Annotated in this window: 23 protein-coding genes and 1 tRNA gene; 8 read left to right on the forward strand and 16 right to left on the reverse strand. The window is 59.3% G+C overall.

Annotated features, from left to right (window positions below):
- Positions 1 to 3 precede the first annotated feature (3 nt).
- A complete protein-coding gene (locus tag FLQ03_RS03560) occupies positions 4 to 753 on the reverse strand; it encodes an electron transfer flavoprotein subunit beta/FixA family protein (RefSeq protein WP_144372975.1) in 750 nt (249 codons plus the stop codon).
- Between the two features lie 300 nt (positions 754 to 1,053).
- On the opposite strand from FLQ03_RS03560, the gene FLQ03_RS03565 reads away from it, so the two are divergent.
- Positions 1,054 to 1,473 (forward strand): MaoC family dehydratase, encoded by a 420-nt coding sequence (locus FLQ03_RS03565; protein ID WP_206210844.1) that lies wholly within the window; start codon positions 1,054 to 1,056, stop codon positions 1,471 to 1,473.
- Positions 1,473 to 1,931, forward strand: coding sequence for a GNAT family N-acetyltransferase (locus FLQ03_RS03570; RefSeq protein WP_144372978.1), 459 nt, complete (start codon positions 1,473 to 1,475; stop codon positions 1,929 to 1,931). The genes FLQ03_RS03565 and FLQ03_RS03570 overlap by 1 nt, the downstream gene beginning before the upstream one ends.
- Positions 1,932 to 1,981: 50 nt before the next feature.
- Here the strand turns inward: FLQ03_RS03570 and queG are convergent, their stop codons facing one another.
- Positions 1,982 to 3,022: a tRNA epoxyqueuosine(34) reductase QueG gene (gene queG, locus FLQ03_RS03575; protein ID WP_338116355.1), complete on the reverse strand. Its 1,041-nt coding sequence runs from the start codon at positions 3,020 to 3,022 to the stop codon at positions 1,982 to 1,984.
- Between the two features lie 43 nt (positions 3,023 to 3,065).
- On the opposite strand from queG, the gene tsaE reads away from it, so the two are divergent.
- Positions 3,066 to 3,551, forward strand: a complete 486-nt coding sequence (gene tsaE, locus FLQ03_RS03580; RefSeq protein WP_170252298.1) for a tRNA (adenosine(37)-N6)-threonylcarbamoyltransferase complex ATPase subunit type 1 TsaE — start codon at positions 3,066 to 3,068, stop codon at positions 3,549 to 3,551.
- On the forward strand, positions 3,512 to 4,750 hold the full coding sequence (locus FLQ03_RS03585) for an N-acetylmuramoyl-L-alanine amidase (protein WP_144372983.1): 1,239 nt from the start codon (positions 3,512 to 3,514) through the stop codon (positions 4,748 to 4,750). The genes tsaE and FLQ03_RS03585 overlap by 40 nt, the downstream gene beginning before the upstream one ends.
- 75 nt (positions 4,751 to 4,825) lie before the next feature.
- Here the strand turns inward: FLQ03_RS03585 and yacG are convergent, their stop codons facing one another.
- From yacG to FLQ03_RS03620, 7 genes are all read right to left on the reverse strand, one after another.
- Entirely contained in the window at positions 4,826 to 5,014 is a 189-nt protein-coding gene (yacG, locus tag FLQ03_RS03590) for a DNA gyrase inhibitor YacG (RefSeq protein WP_144372985.1), read from the reverse strand.
- 2 nt (positions 5,015 to 5,016) lie between these two features.
- The gene (gene zapD, locus FLQ03_RS03595) at positions 5,017 to 5,802 is read right to left on the reverse strand and encodes a cell division protein ZapD (RefSeq protein WP_276607754.1); all 786 of its coding nucleotides are present in this window, start codon (positions 5,800 to 5,802) and stop codon (positions 5,017 to 5,019) included.
- Positions 5,799 to 6,416 carry a dephospho-CoA kinase gene (coaE, locus tag FLQ03_RS03600; protein ID WP_144372988.1) on the reverse strand — a complete coding sequence of 206 codons (618 nt, stop codon included), beginning with the start codon at positions 6,414 to 6,416 and terminating at the stop codon, positions 5,799 to 5,801. Before coaE ends, zapD begins: the two co-directional genes overlap by 4 nt.
- Positions 6,409 to 7,263 (reverse strand): prepilin peptidase, encoded by an 855-nt coding sequence (locus FLQ03_RS03605; protein ID WP_144372990.1) that lies wholly within the window; start codon positions 7,261 to 7,263, stop codon positions 6,409 to 6,411. Before FLQ03_RS03605 ends, coaE begins: the two co-directional genes overlap by 8 nt.
- Positions 7,263 to 8,480 (reverse strand): type II secretion system F family protein, encoded by a 1,218-nt coding sequence (locus FLQ03_RS03610; RefSeq protein WP_144372991.1) that lies wholly within the window; start codon positions 8,478 to 8,480, stop codon positions 7,263 to 7,265. Before FLQ03_RS03610 ends, FLQ03_RS03605 begins: the two co-directional genes overlap by 1 nt.
- A gap of 17 nt (positions 8,481 to 8,497) precedes the next feature.
- Positions 8,498 to 10,210, reverse strand: a complete 1,713-nt coding sequence (gene pilB, locus FLQ03_RS03615) for a type IV-A pilus assembly ATPase PilB (protein ID WP_144372993.1) — start codon at positions 10,208 to 10,210, stop codon at positions 8,498 to 8,500.
- A gap of 154 nt (positions 10,211 to 10,364) precedes the next feature.
- Positions 10,365 to 11,321 (reverse strand): porin, encoded by a 957-nt coding sequence (locus FLQ03_RS03620; RefSeq protein WP_170252296.1) that lies wholly within the window; start codon positions 11,319 to 11,321, stop codon positions 10,365 to 10,367.
- A 301-nt stretch (positions 11,322 to 11,622) separates the two neighbouring features.
- On the opposite strand from FLQ03_RS03620, the gene FLQ03_RS03625 reads away from it, so the two are divergent.
- Complete coding sequence (locus tag FLQ03_RS03625; protein ID WP_144372997.1) at positions 11,623 to 13,035, forward strand: cryptochrome/photolyase family protein; 1,413 nt, start codon at positions 11,623 to 11,625, stop codon at positions 13,033 to 13,035.
- A 49-nt stretch (positions 13,036 to 13,084) separates the two neighbouring features.
- Here FLQ03_RS03625 and FLQ03_RS03630 read toward each other — a convergent pair whose 3' ends face one another.
- Together FLQ03_RS03630 and FLQ03_RS03635 are read right to left on the reverse strand one after the other, a co-directional pair.
- A complete protein-coding gene (locus tag FLQ03_RS03630; protein ID WP_338116356.1) occupies positions 13,085 to 13,408 on the reverse strand; it encodes a ComEA family DNA-binding protein in 324 nt (107 codons plus the stop codon).
- Between the two features lie 97 nt (positions 13,409 to 13,505).
- Entirely contained in the window at positions 13,506 to 14,324 is an 819-nt protein-coding gene (locus FLQ03_RS03635; protein WP_144372998.1) for a cytochrome C assembly family protein, read from the reverse strand.
- Between the two features lie 103 nt (positions 14,325 to 14,427).
- On the opposite strand from FLQ03_RS03635, the gene ffh reads away from it, so the two are divergent.
- The 3 genes from ffh (at position 14,428) to purB (ending at position 18,178) form a co-directional block, all read left to right on the forward strand.
- Entirely contained in the window at positions 14,428 to 15,783 is a 1,356-nt protein-coding gene (gene ffh / locus FLQ03_RS03640) for a signal recognition particle protein (RefSeq protein WP_144373000.1), read from the forward strand.
- Positions 15,784 to 15,838: 55 nt separating this feature from the next.
- Positions 15,839 to 16,738: an ATP-grasp domain-containing protein gene (locus tag FLQ03_RS03645; protein ID WP_144373002.1), complete on the forward strand. Its 900-nt coding sequence runs from the start codon at positions 15,839 to 15,841 to the stop codon at positions 16,736 to 16,738.
- A gap of 69 nt (positions 16,739 to 16,807) precedes the next feature.
- Positions 16,808 to 18,178 carry an adenylosuccinate lyase gene (gene purB / locus FLQ03_RS03650; protein WP_144373031.1) on the forward strand — a complete coding sequence of 457 codons (1,371 nt, stop codon included), beginning with the start codon at positions 16,808 to 16,810 and terminating at the stop codon, positions 18,176 to 18,178.
- Between the two features lie 142 nt (positions 18,179 to 18,320).
- Here the strand turns inward: purB and FLQ03_RS03655 are convergent.
- The 5 genes from FLQ03_RS03655 to FLQ03_RS03675 all read right to left on the reverse strand — a co-directional run bounded on the left by FLQ03_RS03655 (position 18,321) and on the right by FLQ03_RS03675 (position 22,197).
- Positions 18,321 to 18,397: transfer RNA gene (locus tag FLQ03_RS03655), tRNA-Met, on the reverse strand.
- A 47-nt stretch (positions 18,398 to 18,444) separates the two neighbouring features.
- Positions 18,445 to 19,263, reverse strand: coding sequence for an undecaprenyl-diphosphate phosphatase (locus FLQ03_RS03660; protein ID WP_144373004.1), 819 nt, complete (start codon positions 19,261 to 19,263; stop codon positions 18,445 to 18,447).
- A 67-nt stretch (positions 19,264 to 19,330) separates the two neighbouring features.
- Entirely contained in the window at positions 19,331 to 19,939 is a 609-nt protein-coding gene (locus tag FLQ03_RS03665) for a thiol:disulfide interchange protein DsbA/DsbL (RefSeq protein WP_144373006.1), read from the reverse strand.
- A gap of 15 nt (positions 19,940 to 19,954) precedes the next feature.
- Complete coding sequence (locus FLQ03_RS03670; protein WP_206210846.1) at positions 19,955 to 20,647, reverse strand: SPOR domain-containing protein; 693 nt, start codon at positions 20,645 to 20,647, stop codon at positions 19,955 to 19,957.
- Positions 20,648 to 20,685: 38 nt separating this feature from the next.
- Complete coding sequence (locus FLQ03_RS03675) at positions 20,686 to 22,197, reverse strand: YifB family Mg chelatase-like AAA ATPase (protein ID WP_144373008.1); 1,512 nt, start codon at positions 22,195 to 22,197, stop codon at positions 20,686 to 20,688.
- Between the last annotated feature and the right edge of the window lie 5 nt (positions 22,198 to 22,202).

A 22,202-nucleotide genomic window follows, 5' to 3' on the forward strand; every position in this document is an offset into this window, starting at 1 on the left:
GGCTTACAGCACCTTTGCGTCGTTTTTCAGTTTGGCTACCAGCTCGGCGGCATTGGCAACCTTGATACCGGCGGAGCGCTTGGCAGGCTCGGCCACTTTCAGGGTTTTCAGACGCGGGGTCACGTCCACGCCCAGGTCGGCCGGGGTGGTTTTGTCCAGCGGCTTTTTCTTGGCGGCCATGATGTTCGGCAGCTTGACGTAGCGCGGCTCGTTCAGGCGCAGGTCGGTGGTCACCACCGCCGGCAGACGCAGCTTGACGGTTTCCAGACCGCCGTCCACTTCGCGGGTCACGTCCACGGTTTCGGCGGACAGGTCCACTTTGGACGCGAAGGTACCCTGACCCCAGCCCAGCAGCGCGGCAGCCATCTGGCCGGTCTGGTTGGCGTCGTCATCGATGGCCTGTTTGCCCACGATCAACAGCTGCGGCTGCTCTTTGTCGGCAACGGCTTTCAGCAGTTTGGCTACCGCCAGCGGCTGCAGCTCGGCGTCGGTTTCCACCAGAATGGCGCGGTCGGCACCCATGGCCAGTGCGGTGCGCAGGGTTTCCTCGCACTGCTTCACGCCCATGGACACGGCGACGATCTCGGTGATCTTGCCGGCTTCTTTCAGACGCACCGCCTCTTCCACGGCGATCTCGTCGAACGGGTTCATCGACATCTTGACGTTGGCCACATCCACGTCGGTGCCATCGGCCTTGACGCGTACTTTCACGTTGTAATCGACAACGCGTTTCACAGCGACTAGAGCTTTCATATTCCTCCAGCAGACTCTTCAGGTTTCAACGACTCGCCCCGAGCGGGCAGCGGTTGCATTGTAGCGCGCCGCCAAGTCAAACGAGCGTTTAATTGGTAAACTGACCACAAAAAAAACATGCAGTACAACAGGGGTGTGCAGATATTACGCCATTTCCCCGCAATTTGCATTTGGGGCAAAGCGTGTCAGAATGCAGCGCAACATTGAGCATGTCATAAGCAGAAAAACAGGCAGGAACACCTTGAAAGTGGCGCCGGCGCTGGGCTGGCGTTGCATACCGCCTTCCGCAAAGGAGTTGTGATGACAGTCTATTTCGAAGACATCCAGATCGGCGATTCTGCCGAGTACGCCAAAACCATTACCGAAGCCGATATCCTGATGTTCAGCGCCGTATCCGGCGACGATAACCCGGTACACATCAACCAGGAATACGCCGAAAGCTCGATGTTCCAGACCCGCATCGCGCACGGCATGCTCACCGCCAGCCTGATCTCCACCGTGGTCGGCACCCGCCTGCCGGGCAACGGCACCATCTACCTGTCGCAATCCACCAAATTCAAAGCCCCGGTCAAAATCGGCGAAACCGTCACCGCCCGCGTCACCGTCACCGAGCTGGACCCGGCCAAAAAGCGCGTGAAGTTTGCCACCGCCTGCCTGGTAAAAGGCAAAGTGGTGCTGGAAGGCGAATCGCTGGTGATTGCCCCGTCGCGCCCGGCCTGATGACCGCGCTGGACATCGTGCCGCTGTGCGACGACAGCGGGCGCATCCTCCGCGCCGACCTGGCCGATACCTTGTGTGTGCTGCATCGGCAATTGCGACCGATGCTGCCGGATAACGGCGCCGCCTACCTGGCCAAGATGCAGCGTGTCTGCCACTACGGCGCGCGCCTGGTGGCCGCGCTGGACAGTGACGGGCGACCGGTCGGCATGGCGCTGTACCGGGTGTACGAAAATACCTACGAGGACCTGCGTCTGTACGTGGACGACCTGGTCAGCGACGAGGCCGCCCGCTCGCAAGGCGTGGGCAGCCAACTGCTGGCGTGGTGCGAGGCGCAAGCGCGCACGGCCGGTTGCCGCTTCATCGTGCTGGACTCCGGCACCTGGCGCACGCAGGCGCACAAGCTGTACTTCCGCCTGGGCTTCAGCATTACGTCGTTTCACTTCACCAAACCGCTGTAAGCACCACAAGGCCTATCACCGCCTGAAGCTTGGCCCGCTGCGGCCAACCTTCAGGCTTTTTGTTGCTGTTGCTGCAAGGCCCAGGCCACCGATTCACGCACGATGTCGGCCGCGTCGTCGGCCCTGCCCTGCAACGCCTGGACAACCTCGGCGCTGTACGGTGCATTGCCCAGCGCAATGGCAATATTGGACAGCCACTTGGCATAGCCGATGCGATAAATGGGGCTGCCCGCCATGCGCTGCTGGAAGTCCTGCTCATGCCAGGCAAACAGCGCCAGCAGGCTGACGTCGTCCAGGCCGTGTCGCACGGCAAAGTCGGCCTCGCGGCTGGGCACCACGAATCGGTTCCACGGGCACACCAGCTGGCAATCGTCGCAACCATAGATACGGTTGCCGATCAGCGGGCGCATCGGTTCGGGGATGGCGCCTTTCAGCTCGATGGTGAGGTAAGAGATGCATCGCCGCGCGTCTACCGTGTACGGCGCCACGATGGCGCCGGTAGGGCAGGCGTCGATACAGCGCGTGCAGCGACCGCAATGGCCGTCTTCGGCCTCGTCTTCCGGCAACGGCAGGTTGGTGAGGATTTCGCCTAGAAAAAACAGCGACCCCTGCTTCTTGTTCAGCAATAGCGTGTGCTTGCCGCGCCAGCCCTGCCCGGCTTGCGCCGCCAGCGCCACCTCGGCCAGCGGTGCGCTATCGGTAAACACGCGGAACTGGTGCGCCGGTACCGCGGCACTGATCTGCTCCGCCAGCTTCTGCAGCCGGTTGCGCAGCACTTTGTGATAGTCGCGCCCCAGGGCATAGCGCGAAATGTAGGCCTGCTGCGGTCGCGTCAGCACCTGCTCGGCGTCGGCGGCGGACTCGGGCCAGTAATGCATGCGCAGGCTGATGACACGCAGCGTGCCGGGTACCAGCTCGGCCGGGCGAACCCGCAGTGCACCATGACGCGCCATGTAGTCCATCTCGCCGTGGTAAGCTGCGGCCAACCATGTCGCCAGTTGCTGTTCGGCCTCTGGCGGCAGCTCGGCGCGGGTGATACGGGCCTCGGCAAAGCCCAGATCCTGCGCCCAGCGCTTGATTTGGCCTGCCAAATCGCGATAATTCTCGTTTTTACAGGATATTTCACTCATGGCCATGGATGATACCAGTGTCGCAAGCGGCCACCTGGCCGACGAAGCCGCCACCCTGCAACTGGGTAGCCGCATCGCCAGCGTACTGCGCGGCGGCGTACAGTTGCAGCTGCACGGCGACCTGGGGGCCGGCAAAACCACCTTTACCCGTGGCCTGCTGCAAGGCCTGGGGCACCAGGGGCGCGTAAAAAGCCCCACCTATACCCTGGTGGAAAGCTATCCGCTGCCGATATTCAGTGTGCACCACTTTGACTTGTACCGCTTCAACGACCCGGAAGAATGGTACGACGCCGGCTTTGCCGATTATTTTGCCGACGATACCGTCTGTATCATCGAATGGCCAAACAAGGCCGCCGGCGTGCTGCCGGCGCCCGATCTGGTACTGGAACTTGACGTGGCAGGCGATGGTCGCAACTACCGCCTCCATGCCCACAGTGAAACAGGACAAGCATGTCTCAATCGCTTCATGACCCACTGCGCCGCAAGCTGATCGGCGCCGCAGCGGCTACCTTCCTGCTGACCGTCAGCCGCGCCGGCCTTGCCGCCGGCAGCCAGGTGGTGGCGGTACGGGTGTGGCCGTCGTCCACCTACACGCGGCTGACCATCGAGGCCAGCAGCGAAATCCGCTACAAGCACTTCAGCCTGGCCAACCCCAACCGGCTGGTCATCGACCTGGAAGACGTGCAGCTCACCGGCGTGCTGCAGGATGTCAGCGGCCAGATCCAGTCTGCCGACCCTTTCATCCGCACCGCGCGCGCTGGCCAGTTCAACGGCAATACCGTGCGCCTGGTACTGGACCTGCGCAATGAAGTAAAACCGCAGATCTTCTCGCTGAAGCCGGTCGCCGAGTATCAGCACCGGCTGGTGGTCGACCTGTACCCGGCCAACGGGCAGCAGGACGACCCGCTGCTGGCACTGCTGCAGGACTACAACAAAGGCCAGCTGGACAATAACGCCCCCCGCGGCAACAAGGGCAAAACCGACCCGGCGCGCCCGGTGGTGATCATGATCGACCCTGGTCACGGCGGCGAAGACCCTGGCGCCATCGGCCCCAGCGGCACGCGCGAGAAAGACGTGGTGTTACGCATCGGCCGTCAGCTGAAGAAGCTGATCGACGCCGAAAAGAACATGAAAGCCTACCTCACCCGCGACGAAGACGTGTTCCTGCCGCTAGGCGTGCGGGTAGCCAAGGCGCGCAAGATCGGCGCCGACCTGTTCATCTCGGTGCACGCCGACGCGGTAGAAAACCGCACAGCCCGCGGCTCGTCGGTGTTTGCGCTGTCGGAAAACGGCGCCACCAGTGCCATGGCGCGGCTGCTGGCCAAGTCGCAGAACGAGGCCGACATGATCGGCGGTGTAAAAATCGCCGGCAAGGACAAATACCTGGCGCATACGCTGTTCGACCTGACCCAGACCGCCACCATCAACGACAGCCTGAAGCTGGGCAAGGCGGTACTGGGCAAAATGGGCGACCTCAACAAACTGCACAAGCCCAAGGTGGAGCAGGCAGGGTTTGCCGTGCTGAAAGCCCCGGATATCCCGTCCATTCTGGTGGAGACGGCCTTTATCAGCCACCCGGAAGAAGAACGCAAGCTGGTCGACCCGGCGTTCCAGCAAGACATGGCCGAAGCCATCCTGTCCGGCGTACGCACCTACTTTGCCCAAGGGGCCGTTATTGCCCGCACCTGAGCCGGTGTGCGGCCAACCTTGCGCCCAAACAAAAAGCGCTGCCATGGCAGCGCTTTTTGTTTGGGCAATACCAGGCTAGAGAGAATCCAGCTCGCGCATCGGGTCGTCGCCCGACACCGGCACACGGTAATCTTCGTTGGCCCACTGGCCAAGGTCGATCAGGCGGCAGCGCTCGCTGCAGAACGGACGGTACGGACTTTGCGGGCCCCAGGGCACCGCTGTCTTGCACTGCGGACAGGGCACGATACGGGGTGTGGTGGTCATGATCAGAACTTGCAATAGGTCAGGGAAAATTCCACGTCGTCTTCTACCTGGCGGGCACGTACCTCGCCGGTAGCGGCATGGATGAAACGTACATTGATCGCGTATTTGTTGGCCGATACTTCCGGCACCAGCGGCAGCCCGCTTTCGAAACCGATACGGATCAGCTGCACCACCTTGCCGCCGGACATCTGCTGAAACGCACCTCGGCGCGCGTGGTACTGGTGCGTCTTGCCGCTATCGCGCAGCAGCTTGAGCAGGATGTTGGCCGCACGGGCGGTCGGCATCAAGGGTGCCGCCCAGCGTTGCAGGTCGGCCCGGCGCTGCTCGCTGTCCCGCTGCAACCACAGGTGGTAGGACGGCAAATCAAACTGGCAGGTACCGCCAGGAATGACGGCACGCTGCTTGATGGTCATCAGCCATTCGTTTTCACGCAGGTGCTGGCCGAACTTGCCGGTAATGTCGAGCAGGCTGGCCATGGTGCGCTCGATTTCATCGAGCTGCTGTTCCAGCACGTCTTGCTGCACCACCGGATTGTCACGCAGGCTTTCCAGCCCCAGCTTCTGCCGCTCCAGCTCCTGTAGCAAATCGGACTTCAGCTCGGTACGGCCCGCAGCCTCCAATACCTCGAACAGCGCCATCAGTGCCGCGTGGTGGGAATAGGTTTCGTCCTGCCCGATGAAAAACACCAGACGCTGGTAGACCTGCTCCAGGCGGAGCAAGGTTCGCGTACGTTCGACAAGGGGAAACTCGAAACTGGTCACAGCGGCGGTCCGTGGTTGAAATGTCATGCCGGCGCGGCAAGGCCAAAGCAGGCTAGATAATAACGGTGTTTGGCGTCGACTTGAAGCGCCAATGCATCGAGATCGGCATCGTTGCTGATCACGTCGTCAGCCAGCAATAAACGCTGCTCGCGCGGCATCTGCGCCGCAATGATGGCGCTGACTTGCGGTGCCGGCAGGCCATTGCGTGCCATCACTCTGGCGATCTGGGTTTCCGTCGGACAATCTACCACCAGCGTTCGTGCCACCAGATCGCGGTAACGTGCACTTTCGAACAGCAAAGGTACCGCCAGCAAACGGTAAGGGGCGTCCAGTGCGGCCAACTGCCGCAGGCTTTCCTGATGGATCAGCGGGTGCAGAATGGCTTCCAGCTGCTGCCGAGCGGCGGGCTGCGAAAATACCAGCGCGCGCATGGCGCCACGGTCCAGCGCGCCGTCTTGCTGGCGCATGGCGGGGCCAAACCCCGCCACAATGGCCGGCATGGCAGCGCCGCCTGGCGCGGTGAGCTGGTGCGAGACGGTATCGGTATCGATGCAGGGAATGCCATGCCCGGCGAACAGGCGGGCCACCGCGCTCTTGCCGCTGCCGATGCCGCCGGTCAGACCAACAATCGGGCTAGCCACCCAGATACCAAGCCACAATGGGCTTGCCCCACACGAAGGCGATCATGCCAGCCGCCGCCAGGTACGGGCCAAACGGCATGGTCTGCCCGGCGCGATGGCGCTTCAGCGCCATCATGGCGACACCGAATACGGCCCCGACCAGCGATGACAGCAGCACCACCAGCGGCAACAGGCTCCAGCCCAGCCAGGCGCCCAATGCGGCCAACAGTTTGAAGTCGCCGTAGCCCATGCCTTCCTTACCGGTGGCCAGCTTGAACAGCCAGTAGATCGACCATAAGGACAAGTAGCCCGCCATCGCGCCGACCACTGCATCGGCCAGCGGCACGGTCACGCCCAGCAGGCTGAACAGCAAGCCAGCCCATAACAACAGCAAGGTGAGATCGTCCGGCAGCAGCTGGGTTTCGGCATCGATCAGCGTCATCGCCAACAGCAGCAAACAAAACACACTGGCGGCCAACCATGGCAGGCCCAGCCCCAGCTGCCAGGCAAACCCGCCCAGCAACAAGCCGGATACCAGCTCTACCAGCGGGTAACGCCAGGCGATAGCACCGCCACAGCTGGCGCACTTGCCACGCTGCAGCAAGAAACTGAATACGGGGATGTTCTGCCAGGCCCGGATCGGCGTCTGGCAATGCACACAGGCAGAGGGCGGGTACAGCAGGTCGTAGCGGGCTTGCACCTCGGGCGTTTGCCCTTGCAGCACGGCGCACTCCTGCTGCCATTGTCGTTCCAGCATCAGCGGCAAGCGGTGGATGACGACATTGAGGAAACTGCCTAACAACAGGCCAAGTAACACCGCGACACCGGTTTGCCACGCCAGTGGCAACATTTGCAGATTCTCCAGCATCAACCCACCACCTGACCCATCTTGAAAATCGGCATGTACATGGCCACCACCAGGCCGCCGATCAGCACCCCCAGAATCACCATGATCATCGGTTCCAGCAGGCTCGACAGCGCCGCTACCGCGTTGTCTACCTCTTCTTCGTAAAAGTCGGCCACCTTGTCCAGCATGTCGTCCAGCGCGCCGGACTCCTCACCGATCGCGGTCATCTGCAACACCATATTGGGGAACAGGTTGCTGCGTTGCATGGAGAAGTTCAGCGTAGAACCAGCACTGACGTCGGCCTGAATGACCTTGGTAGCATCAGCATACACCTGGTTACCAGCCGCGCCGGCGACCGAATCCAGCGCTTCCACCAACGGCACGCCGGCGGTAAACAGCGTCGACAAGGTACGCGACCAGCGCGCAATGGTAGCTTTGCGGACGATGTCGCCAATGACTGGCATGCGTAACAACAAGCGATCCATGCCGACTTGCATGGCCGGGGAGCGCTTGTACGTGGCCACCAGGGCCCAGATGCTGCCCCCAATCCCGCCAAAGATGATCCACCAGTACTCGACGAATAAATCGGATAGCCAGATCACCATTTGTGTCGGCGCCGGCAGGTCGGCACCAAAGCTGGAGAACAGCTCCTTGAACGCCGGAATGACGTAGATGAGGATGACTGCGGTAATAACAAAGGCGGTGACGATAATGGCGGCAGGGTAAATCATCGCCGACTTGATCTTGCCCTTGATGGCGATGATCTTTTCTTTGTAAGTGGCCAGCTTGTCCAGCAGCGAATCCAGTACGCCACCAGTCTCACCGGCAGCAATCAGGTTGCAGAACAGGCTGTCGAAATACAGCGGGTATTTGCGGAAAGCATCGGCCAGGTTGCTGCCGGTTTCCACCTCGGAACGCACATCGAGCAGGATCTTGGTAAAAGCGGCATTGCTGTGGCCTTTGGCGCTAATATCGAATGCCTGCAACAGCGGTACACCCGCCTTCATCATGGTGGCCAGCTGGCGGGTAAACAGCGCAACGTCGCGCTCGGTAATGCGCTTGCCGAAACCCGCGCGCTTCTTGGTTATCTTGGTGGCATTAACGCCTTGGCGCCTCAGTTGTGCCTTGGCTACCGTTTCCGATTCTGCACGGATTTCGCCACGCATCACCTTGCCGGTTTTATCCTTGCCTTCCCAGCTCCAGATGGCGGCGCTGGGTTTTTTCATGACTTCAGCCATGCTCTGCCTGCTTTCGCTTATTCGTTGGTAACGGCTTCAATCTCGGTCAGCGACGTGATACCGCGCTTTACCTTCAGCAAACCGGCATGACGCAGATCTACCATGCCTTCCTTGCGCGCCAGATCGGCAATATCCACGGCATTACCGTCAGACATGATCAAACGCACCATGGCGTCGGTGATCGGCATCACTTCATAAATACCGGTCCGCCCCTTGTAGCCGGAGCCGCGACATTCATCACACCCCACCGGCCCGTAAGGCTGCCAGCTACCATCCAGCTCCTCTTCGGCAAAGCCAGCGCGCAGCAGGGCCTCGCGTGGAATCTCCACCGGTTTCTTGCAATGCGTACACAATTTACGCGCCAGCCGCTGCGCCATGATCAGCAGCACCGAGCTGGCAATATTGAAAGGCGCGACGCCCATGTTCAACAAGCGGGTCAAGGTAGCCGGGGCATTATTGGTGTGCAAGGTAGAAAACACCATATGCCCGGTTTGCGCCGCCTTGATGGAAATGTCGGCGGTTTCGTAATCGCGGATCTCACCCACCATGATCACGTCCGGATCCTGGCGCAGGAAAGAACGCAGCGCCGAGGCAAACGTCAGCCCGGCCCGCTCGTTGACGTTGACCTGGTTGATGCCGGGCAAGTTAATCTCAACCGGGTCTTCGGCAGTGGAGATATTGGTATCGGGCTTGTTCAGGATATTGAGGCAGGTGTACAGCGATACGGTCTTACCGCTACCTGTTGGGCCGGTAACCAGCACCATACCGTAAGGACGGGCAATGGCACGCAACAACAGCGCTTTTTGCTCCGGCTCGAAACCCAGCTGTTCGATGTCCAGCGAAGCGGCTGAAGCGTCCAGGATACGCATCACGATTTTCTCGCCGAACAGGGTCGGCAAGGTACTGACCCGGAAATCCACCGCTTTGGTGCTGGATATCTTGAGTTTCAAGCGGCCATCCTGCGGCACACGCTTTTCCGAGATATCCATTCTGGACACCACTTTGATACGCGAGGCAATTTTTTCCTTGATCGCCAGCGGCGGCTGCACCACTTCTTTCAGGTTGCCGTCAATCCGGTACCGTACCCGGTAAAAACGCTCGTACGGCTCGAAGTGAATATCGGACGCGCCACCATTGATGGCATCCAGCAGCACTTTATTGACGAACTTCACCACAGGCGCATCGTCGACATCCGGCATGCCATCCGACGCCGACTCCGCATCCGGGTCGGCGATTTCCAGTTCGCCAAACTCGTCTGCCGCCATGTTATTGAATGCGGTGACCGCGGCATTTTCGGTGTAGCGGCCAACCAGCTTGGCCAGTTTGTCGTCTTCCACCACTACTACGTCCACGGTCAGACCGGTTTTGAACGTTATGGCATGGAAAGCTGCTGACTGCGTGGGGTCCGAGGTGCCGACAAACAAGCGACTACCTCGCTTGAACAGCGGCAACAGCCGCTTGCCCGCAATCAACTCGTCATCGATAACGCCCTTGGGCAGGCTATCGGGGCTGATCGTTGCCAGATCCAGCAAAGGTAAACCGAACATGCCAGATGCAAATTTGGCAATCGCCAGTGGCGTCAGCTTCTTGCTGAGCACCAGCTGCTCGACAAATGAGATATTGGAGGCCTGCGCCTGCCGCTGAATACTTTCTGCATCCTGCACCAGCAGATGTTCACTCTGCACCAAGGCACGACCCAGACCGGAAATCGAAGCAGCATCCATAAGCATCAATACTTAAAAGTGAGTTAAGCCGATTATACGGCTGAAACGGTCATTTGATGAGCCGCCATTCCTTACTTTAACGCAAAGAATACGTCGATTCTGCAATAAAAAAAGGCTGCCGAAGCAGCCTTTTCGCAGTTAAACCGTTTGCAAGAAACGATTAGAACTTGGTACCCAGGTAAACGGTAGCAGTGCGCTTGTCAGCAGTAGCCGGAGCGTCGAAGTTAGCTTTGGCAAACTCAACACCGGTACGGGTGCGCTTGGACAGTGCGTACTCTACGCCCAGAGCGTAAGCTTTGTGACCGTCGTTAGCAGTTACGCCGTTGGTTTTGGAGTCGCCTTCGCGCCAGTAGCCGAACTTCGGCGTTACATTGCCCATTGCGTAGGAAGCAGCAACACCCCAGCCTTTAACTTTCTTGTTGGTGGACTCGTTTTTGCCGGTAGCGTAACCAGCTTGCAGAGTCAGGGCATCCAGCGCTACGGAACCGTTCAGTTCATGCAGCTTGTTTTTCTTGCCTTGAGCGTTCAGTTTTTCGCTCAGGTTGTCGTAGGACAGGGAAACAGCGCCGATTTCGTAAGCCAGGCTCAGCGCATCAGCGTAGTTCTTGGCTTGCTCGTTAGCGGAGCTGGAGCCGAAAGAATGCTGAACGGTAGTAGTCAGGCCTGCGAAAGCCGGGGCTTTGTAGGAAATGGTGTTGTTGTAGCGGGTGCCTTGGTCGTAAATAGCAGACTCAAAGGTAGCGCTGTTGTTTTCGAAGATCGCCATGGCGCCGGAAGTCGGCATCAGGTAGATGTTACCCAGGGTAACGCGACCGAAGGAACCATCCAGACCTACATAGGAGTCACGACCAGCCCACAGGTTGTCGCGAGCGTTATCAGACTGAGCAGACAGGTTGATACGGCTAGCGATCTGCCATACAGCTTTCAGGCCGTTACCCAGGTCGTCGGAGCCAGCAAACTTGATTTCGCCGTTGGTGCGGTTTTCGGTATTGATGGAGCCTTTACCGGTTTCTTTGGTGTTTACTACGCCAACAGCCAGGTTACCGGAGATGGTAACGTCAGCCATTGCAACAGCCGGCAGAGCAGCCAGAGTAGCCAGTACGATCAGCTTCTTCATGTGTGTTCCTTTCGAGGTCATGTACACTGCCCGATTAGTGGCCGGCAAACTGTTTCACAGCTGCCGGGCGGGCTGTCTTGACCACCGGTGAACCGGCGGTATCTGGGCTGGACTATAAATGCACCGTTGCGAAAATACAAAGGTTTGCTGCGGTTTTTTTGGTCTCTGAAGTTTGTATACAACACCAAACAACAACGTAACCAATTGTTTTTAATTAAAAATCAAGAACTCTGCCAAGTTGCAAACTCACAACATCGCGATAACCCACACTACGCTTGTTGCAATTTAAACACACTGAATCATGAAGACACCCCTACGTACTCTCGTCTGGTTCCGGCGTGATTTGCGCCTGTTCGACAATGCGGCCGTTCTGGAAGCTTGCAGCCACGGCGACGAAACCTGTGCAGTGTTTGTATTCGACAGCACCATTCTGGCTACGCTACCTGCCGACGACGCCCGCTTGCCTTTCATTCACCAGGCCGTTGCCGATATCAAAGCCACGCTACAAGCCAAGGGAGGTGACTTGTTGGTGCTGCACGGCGATCCGCAGCAGTGCATCCCGGCACTGGCGCAAACGCTGGGCTGCCAGCGGGTGGTGGCCTGTCGGGACTACGAACCCTACGCCCGGCAACGCGATGCCGCCGTAGCCGCTGCTCTTGCAAGCCAAGGCCGTGAGTTGGTGCTGTGCAAGGACCAAGTCATCTTCGAGTGTGACGAAATCCTGACCGGGCAAGGCAGGCCATATACCGTATTCACGCCTTATATGCGTGCCTGGCGCAAAGCCTTCCAGCCCCATCAAGCCATGCCGTTACCGGCGCACAACGATCATCGCTGGCTAGCAGGCCCGGATCGACACCGCCACTTGCCTTCACTGGCCGAGCTGGGTTTTGGCGAAGTGGGCATCACCCCAGCCGCCAAACCCGGTCGCGAAGCCGGCTTGGCACTGCTACAGCGCTTTGCGCGCAAGCTGCCGCACTACAAGACGCTGCGGGACTACCCAGGGGAAGCAGGCGTCTCCGGGCTGTCGGTGCACCTGCGCTTTGGCACTATCTCGATTCGCGAGGCGGTGACGCTGGCACTGTCACAGCAGAATGAAGGGGCAGAATGCTGGCTGAACGAGTTGATCTGGCGCGAGTTTTATCAGCAACTGCTGTGGCACTTTCCGAACGTGGCAGGCGAGAGCTTCAAGCCCGAGTACCGCCAGCTGCAGTTCCCGGGCGAAACCGCATGGTTCGAGGCGTGGTGCGAGGGGCGTACCGGCTACCCTATCGTCGACGCGGCCATGCGGCAACTGAACCAGACCGGTTACATGCACAACCGGCTGCGCATGATCGTGGCCAGTTTTCTGGTAAAAGACTTGTTGATCGACTGGCGGCGTGGCGAAGCCTATTTCGCCGCCAAGCTGATGGATTTCGACCTTGCGGCCAACAATGGTGGCTGGCAGTGGGCGGCATCGACCGGCTGCGATGCCCAGCCCTATTTCCGCATCTTCAACCCGGTAACTCAGTCGGAAAAATTCGACCCGGAAGGCCGCTTCATCCGCCGCTACCTGCCCGAGTTGACCGCGCTGGACAACAAGGCCATCCATGAGCCGTGGCAAGCCAAGCAACTACCGGCAGGCTTTCGGCTAGGCACTGACTATCCCGCGCCTATTGTCGACCATGCCGTACAACGCGAACGTGCCTTGCAGCTATTCGGCAAGTCGCCCACCTGAGCAGCATGAAAAAAGCCCGGCCTGAGCCGGGCGCTTGATACTGGGAGGCTTAAGGCTTCTTGGTGGCAGGTGCAGGAGCTGGAGCAGGTGCCGCCGGCTTGGCAGCTGCAGTGACTTTCGTTGCTGCCGCTTTGGCTGCAGCAGGGGCCACCGTGCCACCAAAGGCGAGGTCGGCCTTCAGCTTTTCAACCGTTTTTTCACCGATGCCTGGTACGTTCACCAAATCAGCCGGCGTTTTGAACGGGCCATTCTTGCTACGGTAGTCGATGATGGCCTTAGCCTTCACCGGCCCGATACCCTTCAGTGTTTCCAGCTCTTGCTGGCTGGCGGTATTGACGTTGACGGCAGCCAGCGCCGCGACTGATACCAGCATGGCGAACAAGGCGAATAACCACTTTTTCATAACCACTCCTTATTGAAATGAAAACGCGGCACGCGATGCCTCGCCGCCATTCCAATATGCCAAATGCTCAGGCGCGGTGTAAAACAAACTCCAGCACAACCTTGCTACCGATATAGCCAAAAAGTAACAGTGCGAAACCGGCCAACGTCCAGCGGATCGCCAGACGGCCGCGCCAGCCATGCAGTTTGCGGCCAACCAACAGACCACCGAATACCAGCCAAGACAGAACGCCGAATACCACTTTATGGCTGAGCGGCACCGCCTTGCCGAATACTTCTTCGGCAAAAAAAACACCACTGATCAGACTGAGTGTCAGCAAAATGAAGCCGGTACCCAGTGTCTGGAACATCAGGTTTTCCAGCACCAGCAGCGGTGGCATTTGACGTGCCAACGCAAAACGCTTGTGGTGCAGCGCGTGTTCCTGCCACAGCATCAGAATAGCCAGCAAGGCACCGATAGCGAACAGGCTGTAAGCCATCAGGGAAACCAGCAAATGCAACATGAAAGCCGGGTTATCAACGGCGTATAACGTATGCGGAATCGGTAAAACTTCAGCCATCAGCACGCCGATTGCCGCCAGCGGCACCAGAAAAATCTGCAGCCCTTCCATGCGGGCAAAGTAGCTACCGGTCCAGAAAATCAGCAGCATCAGCCAGCTCAGCAATGACAGTACCGACCCAACACCCAAGCGAACACCGCCTTCCTGCATGACCGGCATGGCCAGCATGGCGGCGTGCAGCAGTAGCAGTAAACCCAGCAAAGAGTGTTCGCGAAAAGGCTGGCGCTGCCACGATGCCACGCCGCGCCAATGCGCCAGAAAATGCCAGGACAGGCCAACGTAACCCGCGGCCAGCAGGATCAGCAAAATCAACAGGAATCCGCTCATGGAATGTGGGAGCTCAACGAACCGGGACCGGGTCGTGGTAAAATGAACGATTGCAGAAGTCTACACCAAGCCGCAGATGCTTGGCAGACCATAAGGATACCCCATGCTTGACAACCTTACCTCACGCCTCACCAGTGCGCTGAAAACCTTGCGCGGTCAGGCACGGATCACCGAATCGAATATCCAGGACGCGCTGCGCGAAGTACGCATGGCGCTGCTGGAAGCCGACGTGGCGCTGCCCGTCGTCAAGACTTTCATCAACCAGGTCAAAGAGCGTGCGCTGGGCCAGGAAGTGATGGGCAGCCTTACGCCCAGCCAAGCACTGATCGGCGTCGTTAACGAAGAGCTGGTCAAACTGATGGGCGAGAAGAACGACGCCCTCAACCTGGCTGCGGTGCCGCCCGCCATCATCCTGATGGCCGGCCTGCAAGGTGCCGGTAAAACCACGACGGTCGGCAAGCTGTCCAAGCTGCTGAAAGACACGCAGAAGAAAAAGATCCTGGTGGTCTCTGCCGACGTGTACCGCCCGGCCGCCATCGAGCAACTGAAAATGCTGGCCGAACAGGTTGGCGTAGAGTGGTTCCCGTCGCAGGGCAACCAGAAACCGCTCGAGATTGCCCAAGCCGCACTGGATTACGCTAAGCGTCATTTCTTTGACGTGCTAATGGTGGATACCGCCGGCCGCTTGGCCATTGACGAAGCGATGATGGCCGAAATCAAGGCTCTGCACGCCTTCCTGAAGCCGGTAGAAACCCTGTTTGTGGTGGATGCGATGCAGGGCCAGGACGCGGTCAACACCGCCCAGGCCTTCAACGAGGCGCTGCCGCTGACCGGCGTGGTACTGACCAAGATGGATGGCGACTCGCGCGGCGGTGCGGCACTGTCGGTACGCCACATCACCGGCAAGCCGATCAAGTTCATCGGTGTCGGCGAAAAGATCAACGGCCTGGAGCCGTTCCATCCCGACCGTCTGGCCAGCCGTATCCTGGGTATGGGGGACGTGCTGTCGCTGATCGAGGATGTGCAGAAGGGCATCGATCAGGAAGAAGCGGCCAAGATGGCCAAGAAGCTGAAGTCCGGCAAAGGTTTCGACCTGGAAGACTTCAAGGCCCAGATGCAGCAAATGAAGAAAATGGGCGGCATGACCAGCCTGCTGGAAAAAATGCCGGGCGACATCGGCCAGCTGGCCAAAGGTGTACAGGGTGCCGAGGCCGAAAAGTCGATGCGCCGCATCGAAGGCATCATCAACTCGATGACTATGGAAGAGCGTCGCAAGCCCGAGCTGATCAAAGCCAGCCGCAAGCGTCGTATTGCTGCCGGCTCCGGCGTCTCGGTGCAGGAAGTGAACCGCCTGCTGGCCCAGTTTGAACAGACGCAGAAAATGATGAAAGCGTTCTCCTCCAAGGGCGGCATCATGAAACTGATGAAGGGCATGAAAGGCATGCTGCCTGGAATGTAAGCTTGCAACGGGCGTCGTGTACGCCCGTTTTTCATGCGCCTTAGAAAGCTAGCCGATGCAATTCGATATCGTCGTTCTTACCGACAACGCCCTGCTCGCCCTGGACGAGCAAGACTGGTACAGCCGCCAAGTCCACCTGGAAGATGGCCTGGTGGTAAGCGCCCTGGAGCAACACGGGCTGAAGGTTGGCCGCAAGGACTGGGCCGAGCCCGATTACGACTGGTCGCAATGCCGTGCTGCGGTATTCCGTACCACCTGGGATTACTTCCACCGCTTTGATGAATTCGCCCCGTGGCTGGCACGCGTTAGCCACAGCACCCGTCTGTTCAACGAAGCCGCACTGATTCACTGGAACCTCGACAAGCACTATCTGGCCGCTTTGCAACAAGCCGGTATCAATACCGTGCCCACCTGCTATATCGAAGTGGGCGATCATCGCACCCTCGCCCAGGCTATTGCTGATAGCGGCTGGCACGACGTGATCCTGAAACCGGTGATTTCCGGCGCAGCCCGCCACACCTACCGCTTGCAAGCCGAGGATGCCGCCGCGCTGGAATGCACGTTTGCCGAGCTGGTACAACGCGAGGCACTGATGCTGCAGCCGTTCCAGCACGACATCCTTAGCCAGGGCGAGCTGTCGCTGATGGTGATTGATGGCCAGTACACGCACGCCATCCGCAAAACCGCCAAAGCCGGCGACTTCCGCGTGCAGGACGACCATGGCGGCACCGTGCATCGCTACGACGCCAGCGCCGACGAAATCCGCTTTGCCGAAGCCGCCGTCGCGGCAGTGCCGTTCGACGTGCTGTACGCCCGGGTAGACATGGTGCGCGACAACCGCGGCCAACTGGCCATCATGGAACTGGAAATGATTGAACCCGAGCTGTTTTTCCGCTTCCAAGCGGAAGCAGCCAGCAAGCTGGCCGCCGGCATCGCCCGCCGCCTGCAAGCCTGAGTAGTACACCGATTTCTTTTTGAAGCAACCGGCCAGCCCCGCTGGCCAGCAACCTGGAAGCACTGAGTGATGAATCTGACCACGCTGACCGCCCTCTCCCCGCTCGATGGCCGCTACTCCGGCCAGGCCGAACCGCTGCGCGCCACCTTCTCCGAATACGGCCTGATGAAAGCCCGTATCAAGGTAGAACTGGAATGGCTGAAAATGCTGGCCGCCGAACCGGGTATCGAGGAAGTGAAGCCGTTCTCCGACGCCACCATCCGCGAAATCGACGACGTGATCGCCAACTTCTCCGTTCAGCACGGCGAAGAAGTGAAAGCCATCGAAGCGCGCACCAACCACGACGTGAAGGCCATCGAGTACTGGCTGAAAGAGCGTCTGTCTGGCAACCCGGAAGTGATGGCTGCCAGCGAATTCATCCACTTTGCCTGCACTTCGGAAGACATCAACAACCTCAGCCACGCGCTGATGCTGAAAACCGCACGCAACACCGTGATGTTGCCAGCGGTAGACGAAGTCATCACCAAACTGAGCCAGCTAGCGCACGAACTGGCGGCCGTACCGATGATGTGTCGCACCCACGGCCAACCTGCCACGCCGTCTACCATGGGCAAAGAGCTGGCCAACGTGGTGTACCGTCTGAAGCGCCAACGCGAGCAGCTGGTGAAGCAGGAACTGCTGGGCAAGATCAACGGCGCGGTAGGTAACTACAACGCCCACATCGTAGCCTACCCGAACGTGGACTGGGAAAGCCTGGCCGGGCGTTTTGTCAGCGGTCTGGGCCTGACCTTCAACCCGTACACCATCCAGATCGAGCCGCACGACTACATGGCCGAGCTGTACCAGACGCTGACCCGCATCAACACCATCCTGATCGATCTGGACCGCGACATCTGGGGTTACATCTCGCTGGGCTACTTCAAGCAGAAAGTGAAGAAGGACGAAGTGGGCAGCTCCACCATGCCGCACAAGGTCAACCCGATCGACTTCGAAAACTCGGAAGGCAACTTCGGTCTGGCCAACGCCATCCTGCAGCACCTGGCTGAAAAGCTGCCGGTATCCCGCTGGCAGCGCGACCTGACCGACTCTACCGTACTACGCAACATGGGCGTAGGCTTCGGCTACTCGCTGCTGGGCTTCAAGGCGCTGATGAAAGGCCTGAACAAGCTGGAAATCAACCCGGCCATGCTGGCCAGCGATCTGGACGCCACCTGGGAACTACTGGCCGAACCGATCCAGACCGTGATGCGCCGTTACGGTGTGCCCAACCCGTATGAGCAGCTGAAGGAGCTGACGCGCGGCAAGGATGGCGTAACCCGCGAAACCCTGGCCGCCTTCATCAAGGGCCTGGAGATTCCTGAAGCCGAAAAAGTACGCCTGCTGGCCCTGAGCCCGGATAGCTACCTGGGCAAAGCCGAAGAACTTGCGCGCCGCATCTAAACCTGCACCCTAGCAAACAAAAAAGCCACCGCGAGGTGGCTTTTTTATTGAACAGACTTCGGGCTCCAAAGTGGACACAAGCGCACAAGAATGGTGCAAACAAAAAAGCCTCGCTTGCAAGCGAGGCTTTTTCATCGAAACTTGGTTGCGGGAGCAGGATTCGAACCTACGACCTTCGGGTTATGAGCCCGACGAGCTACCAGACTGCTCCATCCCGCGACAGAGAGAACGGATAATAGATCACCCAGCCGCTAGCGTCAAGCTTTTTATACGTGCCAATCTACCAGGCCAAAATACCACGTCCCCAGAATCACCAAACCGAAGGCGATGCGATACCAGGCAAAGATCTCGTAGGTATGGTTGGCGATGAACTTGACCAAGGTACGTACCGCCAGCGAGGCACTGATGAAGGCCGCCACGAAACCGACCGCGAACATCGGAAAATCAGTCATCGATAACAGCTCACGGTGCTTGTACAAGTCATACACCGTAGCCGCAAACATGGTGGGCACCGCCAGGAAAAAGGAAAACTCAGCAGCGACCTTACGGTCTAGCCCGAAAAACATACCGCCAATGATGGTAGCACCGGAGCGCGACGTGCCAGGGATCATGGCCACCACCTGGGCACAGCCCACCTTCAGCGCATCCAGCGCGCTGATGTCGTCAACACTATGCACGCGCGCAACATGCTGGCGACGCTCGGCATACAAGATAACCAAACCGCCCAGTATCAGCGCGGAAGCCACACTAATCGGGTTGAACAGGTAGAGCTTGATCTGCTTGATGAACAGCAAGCCCATGATGGCTGCAGGCAGAAACGCCACCATCAGGTTGGCCGCAAACCGCTGCGCCTTGGCATCGTGGGCAATGCCGGTCAGCAACATCTGGAATCGCTCGCGATATTGGAAAACCACAGCCAGGATAGCGCCTAGCTGGATGGCAATTTCAAATACTTTGCCTTCATTCTGGAAGTTGATCAGGTCCCCGACCACGATCAGATGGCCGGTACTGGATACCGGCAAGAATTCGGTCATGCCTTCGACGATGCCCAGCAGCAACGCCTTGGCCAACAGCAGAAAATCCACGTTCATTCCTTGGCTTTGGTACAAAGAAACAGGCCGCACTGAGTGCGGCCTGTGTCAGCGCGCATGCTTATTTCTTGGCGCGCGCTTTGACAATGAGTTCATCCACCACTTGCAGCAGGCGGGCCGGCTCGGCCGCCAGCGTAGCGTACTTGCCACCGACAACCACGGTCGGCGTACCCTGGATAGCGTAATCGCGGGTTATTTTGTCGGCTCGTGCCACCTGCGCATTCATGCCAAACGATTTGTAAGTCTGCATGAAGCTGGCCACGTTCACACCGGGTTGGGTTGCCAACCAGCCCTTGAGCGCGTTCTCGTCAGCCAGGTTGATTTTCTTCTCTACCATAGCGGTCAACGCCGGGCCATGCAGCTTGTCCAGTGTCTTGGTGACATTGAAAGTGGCAAACAGGCGGGCAAGCGGCTCCATCTGCTTACCCCACACGATTTGTTCGCGACGGAAGCTGACATCTGCAGGCAGCTTCTTCGTCCACGGCGCCATCACCGGTTCAAGATGAAAACAATGGATGCAGTGATAAGAGAAAAACTCGATTACCTCGATTTTACCCGGCGTCGCAACCGGTTGCGGTTTGGGTAACACGACATAATCCTTGCCTTCCACAATCGCAGCCTGAGCCAGGCCGGACACAGCAAACATCAGTGCAAACAACCACTTCTTCATGAGTCGTCTTTCGTATTATTTGGGAGGTAACTTGATCACGGAGGCATCGACCCCCTCCTGACGCAGACGGGCTTTCAACGCGTCCACGTCCTCTTGCCGCTCGAATGGACCGATGCGCACCCGGTGCACCAAGCCTTTATCAGCCAGGGTCAGCGACTGGATTTTGGCCTCGACACCCATCAAGGCCAACTTGGCCTTCATGTTGTCGGCATCGCTTTCGGACTGGAACGCCCCAGCCTGCACAAACAGTCGCGGTGCAGCCTGGGTTACCGCTTCAGCCGACTTGCCATCCTGGGGGATGGCTTCCTGCTGCCCAGGAAGGATCTTGTAGAAATCAAAACGTTCCCCGTCAGCATCCGCAGGAGCGGGCGCAGCCGGTTTGGGCTTGGCCGCTACGGCAGCCGATGCAGGCACAGTGGCCACCGACTGCGGCGTGACGACCGGCGGTGATGTCATCGTAGCCAGTTTACTGCCGGGCTCCAGGAGCTCAGCAGCGGGCACGGAAGCCTCTTCTTTTCCCTGCATTTTCTCCAGATTGCTGAACGGCGTGGAGGAACGGTTCAGGTACATGGTCATGCCCACGGCAACGCCAACCCCCACGATCAGGCCAACCAACACGCCGGTCATTAGGCCGCCACCGCCACGCTTGCTGGCTGGTGCACTCCGGTTGCCACTACGGGAAACATGCTTCAAATCTTTGTTACTCATAAGCCCATCAAATCTTTCGGTTGTGCCAACCTTGTTATCTATTTTCCACCCAGCCCTGCCAGGCCACGTCTGAACTGCACCGCCTGCATGACATGCTGCTGCATCACGCCGATGCTACCGTCCAGATCCGCCAATGTCCTCGCCACACGCAACACCCGGTGATAAGCACGGGCCGACAAATCCAGCCGTTCAAGCGCGACGGTCAACTGTTGCTGCAAGGCCGGGGACAATTGGCAGTAAGCTGCCAAGTCGACAGTACCAAGGTCGCTATTGCGTTTGCCTTGCCGCTGCCATTGCCGTTCCCTGGCATCGCAAACGCGGCTGCGCACCTGCTCGCTAGTTTCAGCCAGCGGCAACGACTGCAGCTCTGCCAAAGGCATGGCGCCAACCTCAACCATCAGGTCGAAACGATCCAGCAAGGGGCCGGACAGTTTACCGCGATAGCGGCTCACCTGCTCGGGCGTACAGCGGCACGCCCGCCTGGGATGGCCGAAGTAGCCGCACGGGCAAGGGTTCATCGCTGCCAGCAACTGAAAGCGTGCCGGGTAACATACCTGCCTGGCGGCGCGGGAGATATGAATCTCCCCAGTCTCCAGAGGTTCCCGCAATACCTCGAGCACCTTGCGATCAAACTCGGGTAATTCATCCAGAAACAACACACCATGGTGGGCCAGGGTGATCTCGCCCGGTCTGGGGTCCGACCCGCCGCCAACCAGCGCAGCAGCCGACGCCGTGTGGTGCGGATGCCGATAGGGTCGAACGCACCACAATCGGACATCAAAACCCTGTGCACCCAGTGATTGCACTGCAGCACTTTCCAGCGCTTCTTTCTGGTTCATTGGCGGCATGATGCCGGGAAAGCGTGCCGCCAGCATGGACTTGCCGGTTCCAGGGGGCCCCTGCAGCAACAGGTTGTGGCCGCCAGCCGCGGCCACTTCCAGCGCCAGCTTGGCTAGCCCCTGCCCCCTCACCTCGGCCATATCGGGATAGGCATTCGGCTGCCCAGCAGCGTTAACCACCTGCTGTACCGGCAAGGGCTGCAAACCCGCCAAGTGAGCACACACCTGGCCCAGATTGTCGGCCGCCAGAATGGTCACTCCCTGCACCAAAGCCGCTTCACACGCACTCAAACGGGGCAGTACAAAGCACCGCCCGCTACCCGCTGCGGCCGCGACCATGGCCAGTGCACCACGCACAGGCCGTAATTCGCCGCCCAAGCCAAGCTCACCGGCCAGCTCGAGACCGGCGAGCGCGTCGCCAGGGATCTGTCCGTCCGCAGCCAGTAAAGCGACTGCGATCGGCAAATCGAAGCGCCCTGACTCCTTGGGTAACTCTGCAGGTGCCAGATTGACCGTAATACGTCGCGCCGGGAAGTCAAAACCGGACTGCACAATGGCCGCCCTGACCCGCTCCTTGCTTTCCTTGACTTCGGTATCAGGCAAGCCAACCAGGGTAAACGCAGGCAGACCGTTAGCCAGATGCACTTCCACTGTCACTTCCGGTGCACTCACCCCGGCAAGCGCCCGGCTGATGCACACCGCAAGCGACATGCCGC

This window comes from Vogesella urethralis, from assembly GCF_007644045.2.
GTDB lineage: Bacteria > Pseudomonadota > Gammaproteobacteria > Burkholderiales > Chromobacteriaceae > Vogesella > Vogesella urethralis.

Excerpts from the sequence above, each read along its gene's own strand:
- FLQ03_RS03560 (WP_144372975.1), bottom strand. The coding sequence starts at position 753 with ATGAAAGCTCTAGTCGCTGTGAAACGCGTTGTCGATTACAACGTGAAA.
- FLQ03_RS03565 (WP_206210844.1), top strand. The coding sequence starts at position 1,054 with ATGACAGTCTATTTCGAAGACATCCAGATCGGCGATTCTGCCGAGTAC.
- FLQ03_RS03570 (WP_144372978.1), top strand. The coding sequence starts at position 1,473 with ATGACCGCGCTGGACATCGTGCCGCTGTGCGACGACAGCGGGCGCATC.
- tsaE (WP_170252298.1), top strand. The coding sequence starts at position 3,066 with ATGGATGATACCAGTGTCGCAAGCGGCCACCTGGCCGACGAAGCCGCC.
- FLQ03_RS03585 (WP_144372983.1), top strand. The coding sequence starts at position 3,512 with ATGTCTCAATCGCTTCATGACCCACTGCGCCGCAAGCTGATCGGCGCC.
- yacG (WP_144372985.1), bottom strand. The coding sequence starts at position 5,014 with ATGACCACCACACCCCGTATCGTGCCCTGTCCGCAGTGCAAGACAGCG.
- zapD (WP_276607754.1), bottom strand. The coding sequence starts at position 5,802 with ATGACATTTCAACCACGGACCGCCGCTGTGACCAGTTTCGAGTTTCCC.
- FLQ03_RS03605 (WP_144372990.1), bottom strand. The coding sequence starts at position 7,263 with ATGCTGGAGAATCTGCAAATGTTGCCACTGGCGTGGCAAACCGGTGTC.
- FLQ03_RS03610 (WP_144372991.1), bottom strand. The coding sequence starts at position 8,480 with ATGGCTGAAGTCATGAAAAAACCCAGCGCCGCCATCTGGAGCTGGGAA.
- pilB (WP_144372993.1), bottom strand. The coding sequence starts at position 10,210 with ATGCTTATGGATGCTGCTTCGATTTCCGGTCTGGGTCGTGCCTTGGTG.
- FLQ03_RS03620 (WP_170252296.1), bottom strand. The coding sequence starts at position 11,321 with ATGAAGAAGCTGATCGTACTGGCTACTCTGGCTGCTCTGCCGGCTGTT.
- FLQ03_RS03625 (WP_144372997.1), top strand. The coding sequence starts at position 11,623 with ATGAAGACACCCCTACGTACTCTCGTCTGGTTCCGGCGTGATTTGCGC.
- FLQ03_RS03630 (WP_338116356.1), bottom strand. The coding sequence starts at position 13,408 with ATGCTGGTATCAGTCGCGGCGCTGGCTGCCGTCAACGTCAATACCGCC.
- FLQ03_RS03635 (WP_144372998.1), bottom strand. The coding sequence starts at position 14,324 with ATGAGCGGATTCCTGTTGATTTTGCTGATCCTGCTGGCCGCGGGTTAC.
- ffh (WP_144373000.1), top strand. The coding sequence starts at position 14,428 with ATGCTTGACAACCTTACCTCACGCCTCACCAGTGCGCTGAAAACCTTG.
- FLQ03_RS03645 (WP_144373002.1), top strand. The coding sequence starts at position 15,839 with ATGCAATTCGATATCGTCGTTCTTACCGACAACGCCCTGCTCGCCCTG.
- purB (WP_144373031.1), top strand. The coding sequence starts at position 16,808 with ATGAATCTGACCACGCTGACCGCCCTCTCCCCGCTCGATGGCCGCTAC.
- FLQ03_RS03665 (WP_144373006.1), bottom strand. The coding sequence starts at position 19,939 with ATGAAGAAGTGGTTGTTTGCACTGATGTTTGCTGTGTCCGGCCTGGCT.
- FLQ03_RS03670 (WP_206210846.1), bottom strand. The coding sequence starts at position 20,647 with ATGAGTAACAAAGATTTGAAGCATGTTTCCCGTAGTGGCAACCGGAGT.
- FLQ03_RS03675 (WP_144373008.1), bottom strand. The coding sequence starts at position 22,197 with ATGTCGCTTGCGGTGTGCATCAGCCGGGCGCTTGCCGGGGTGAGTGCA.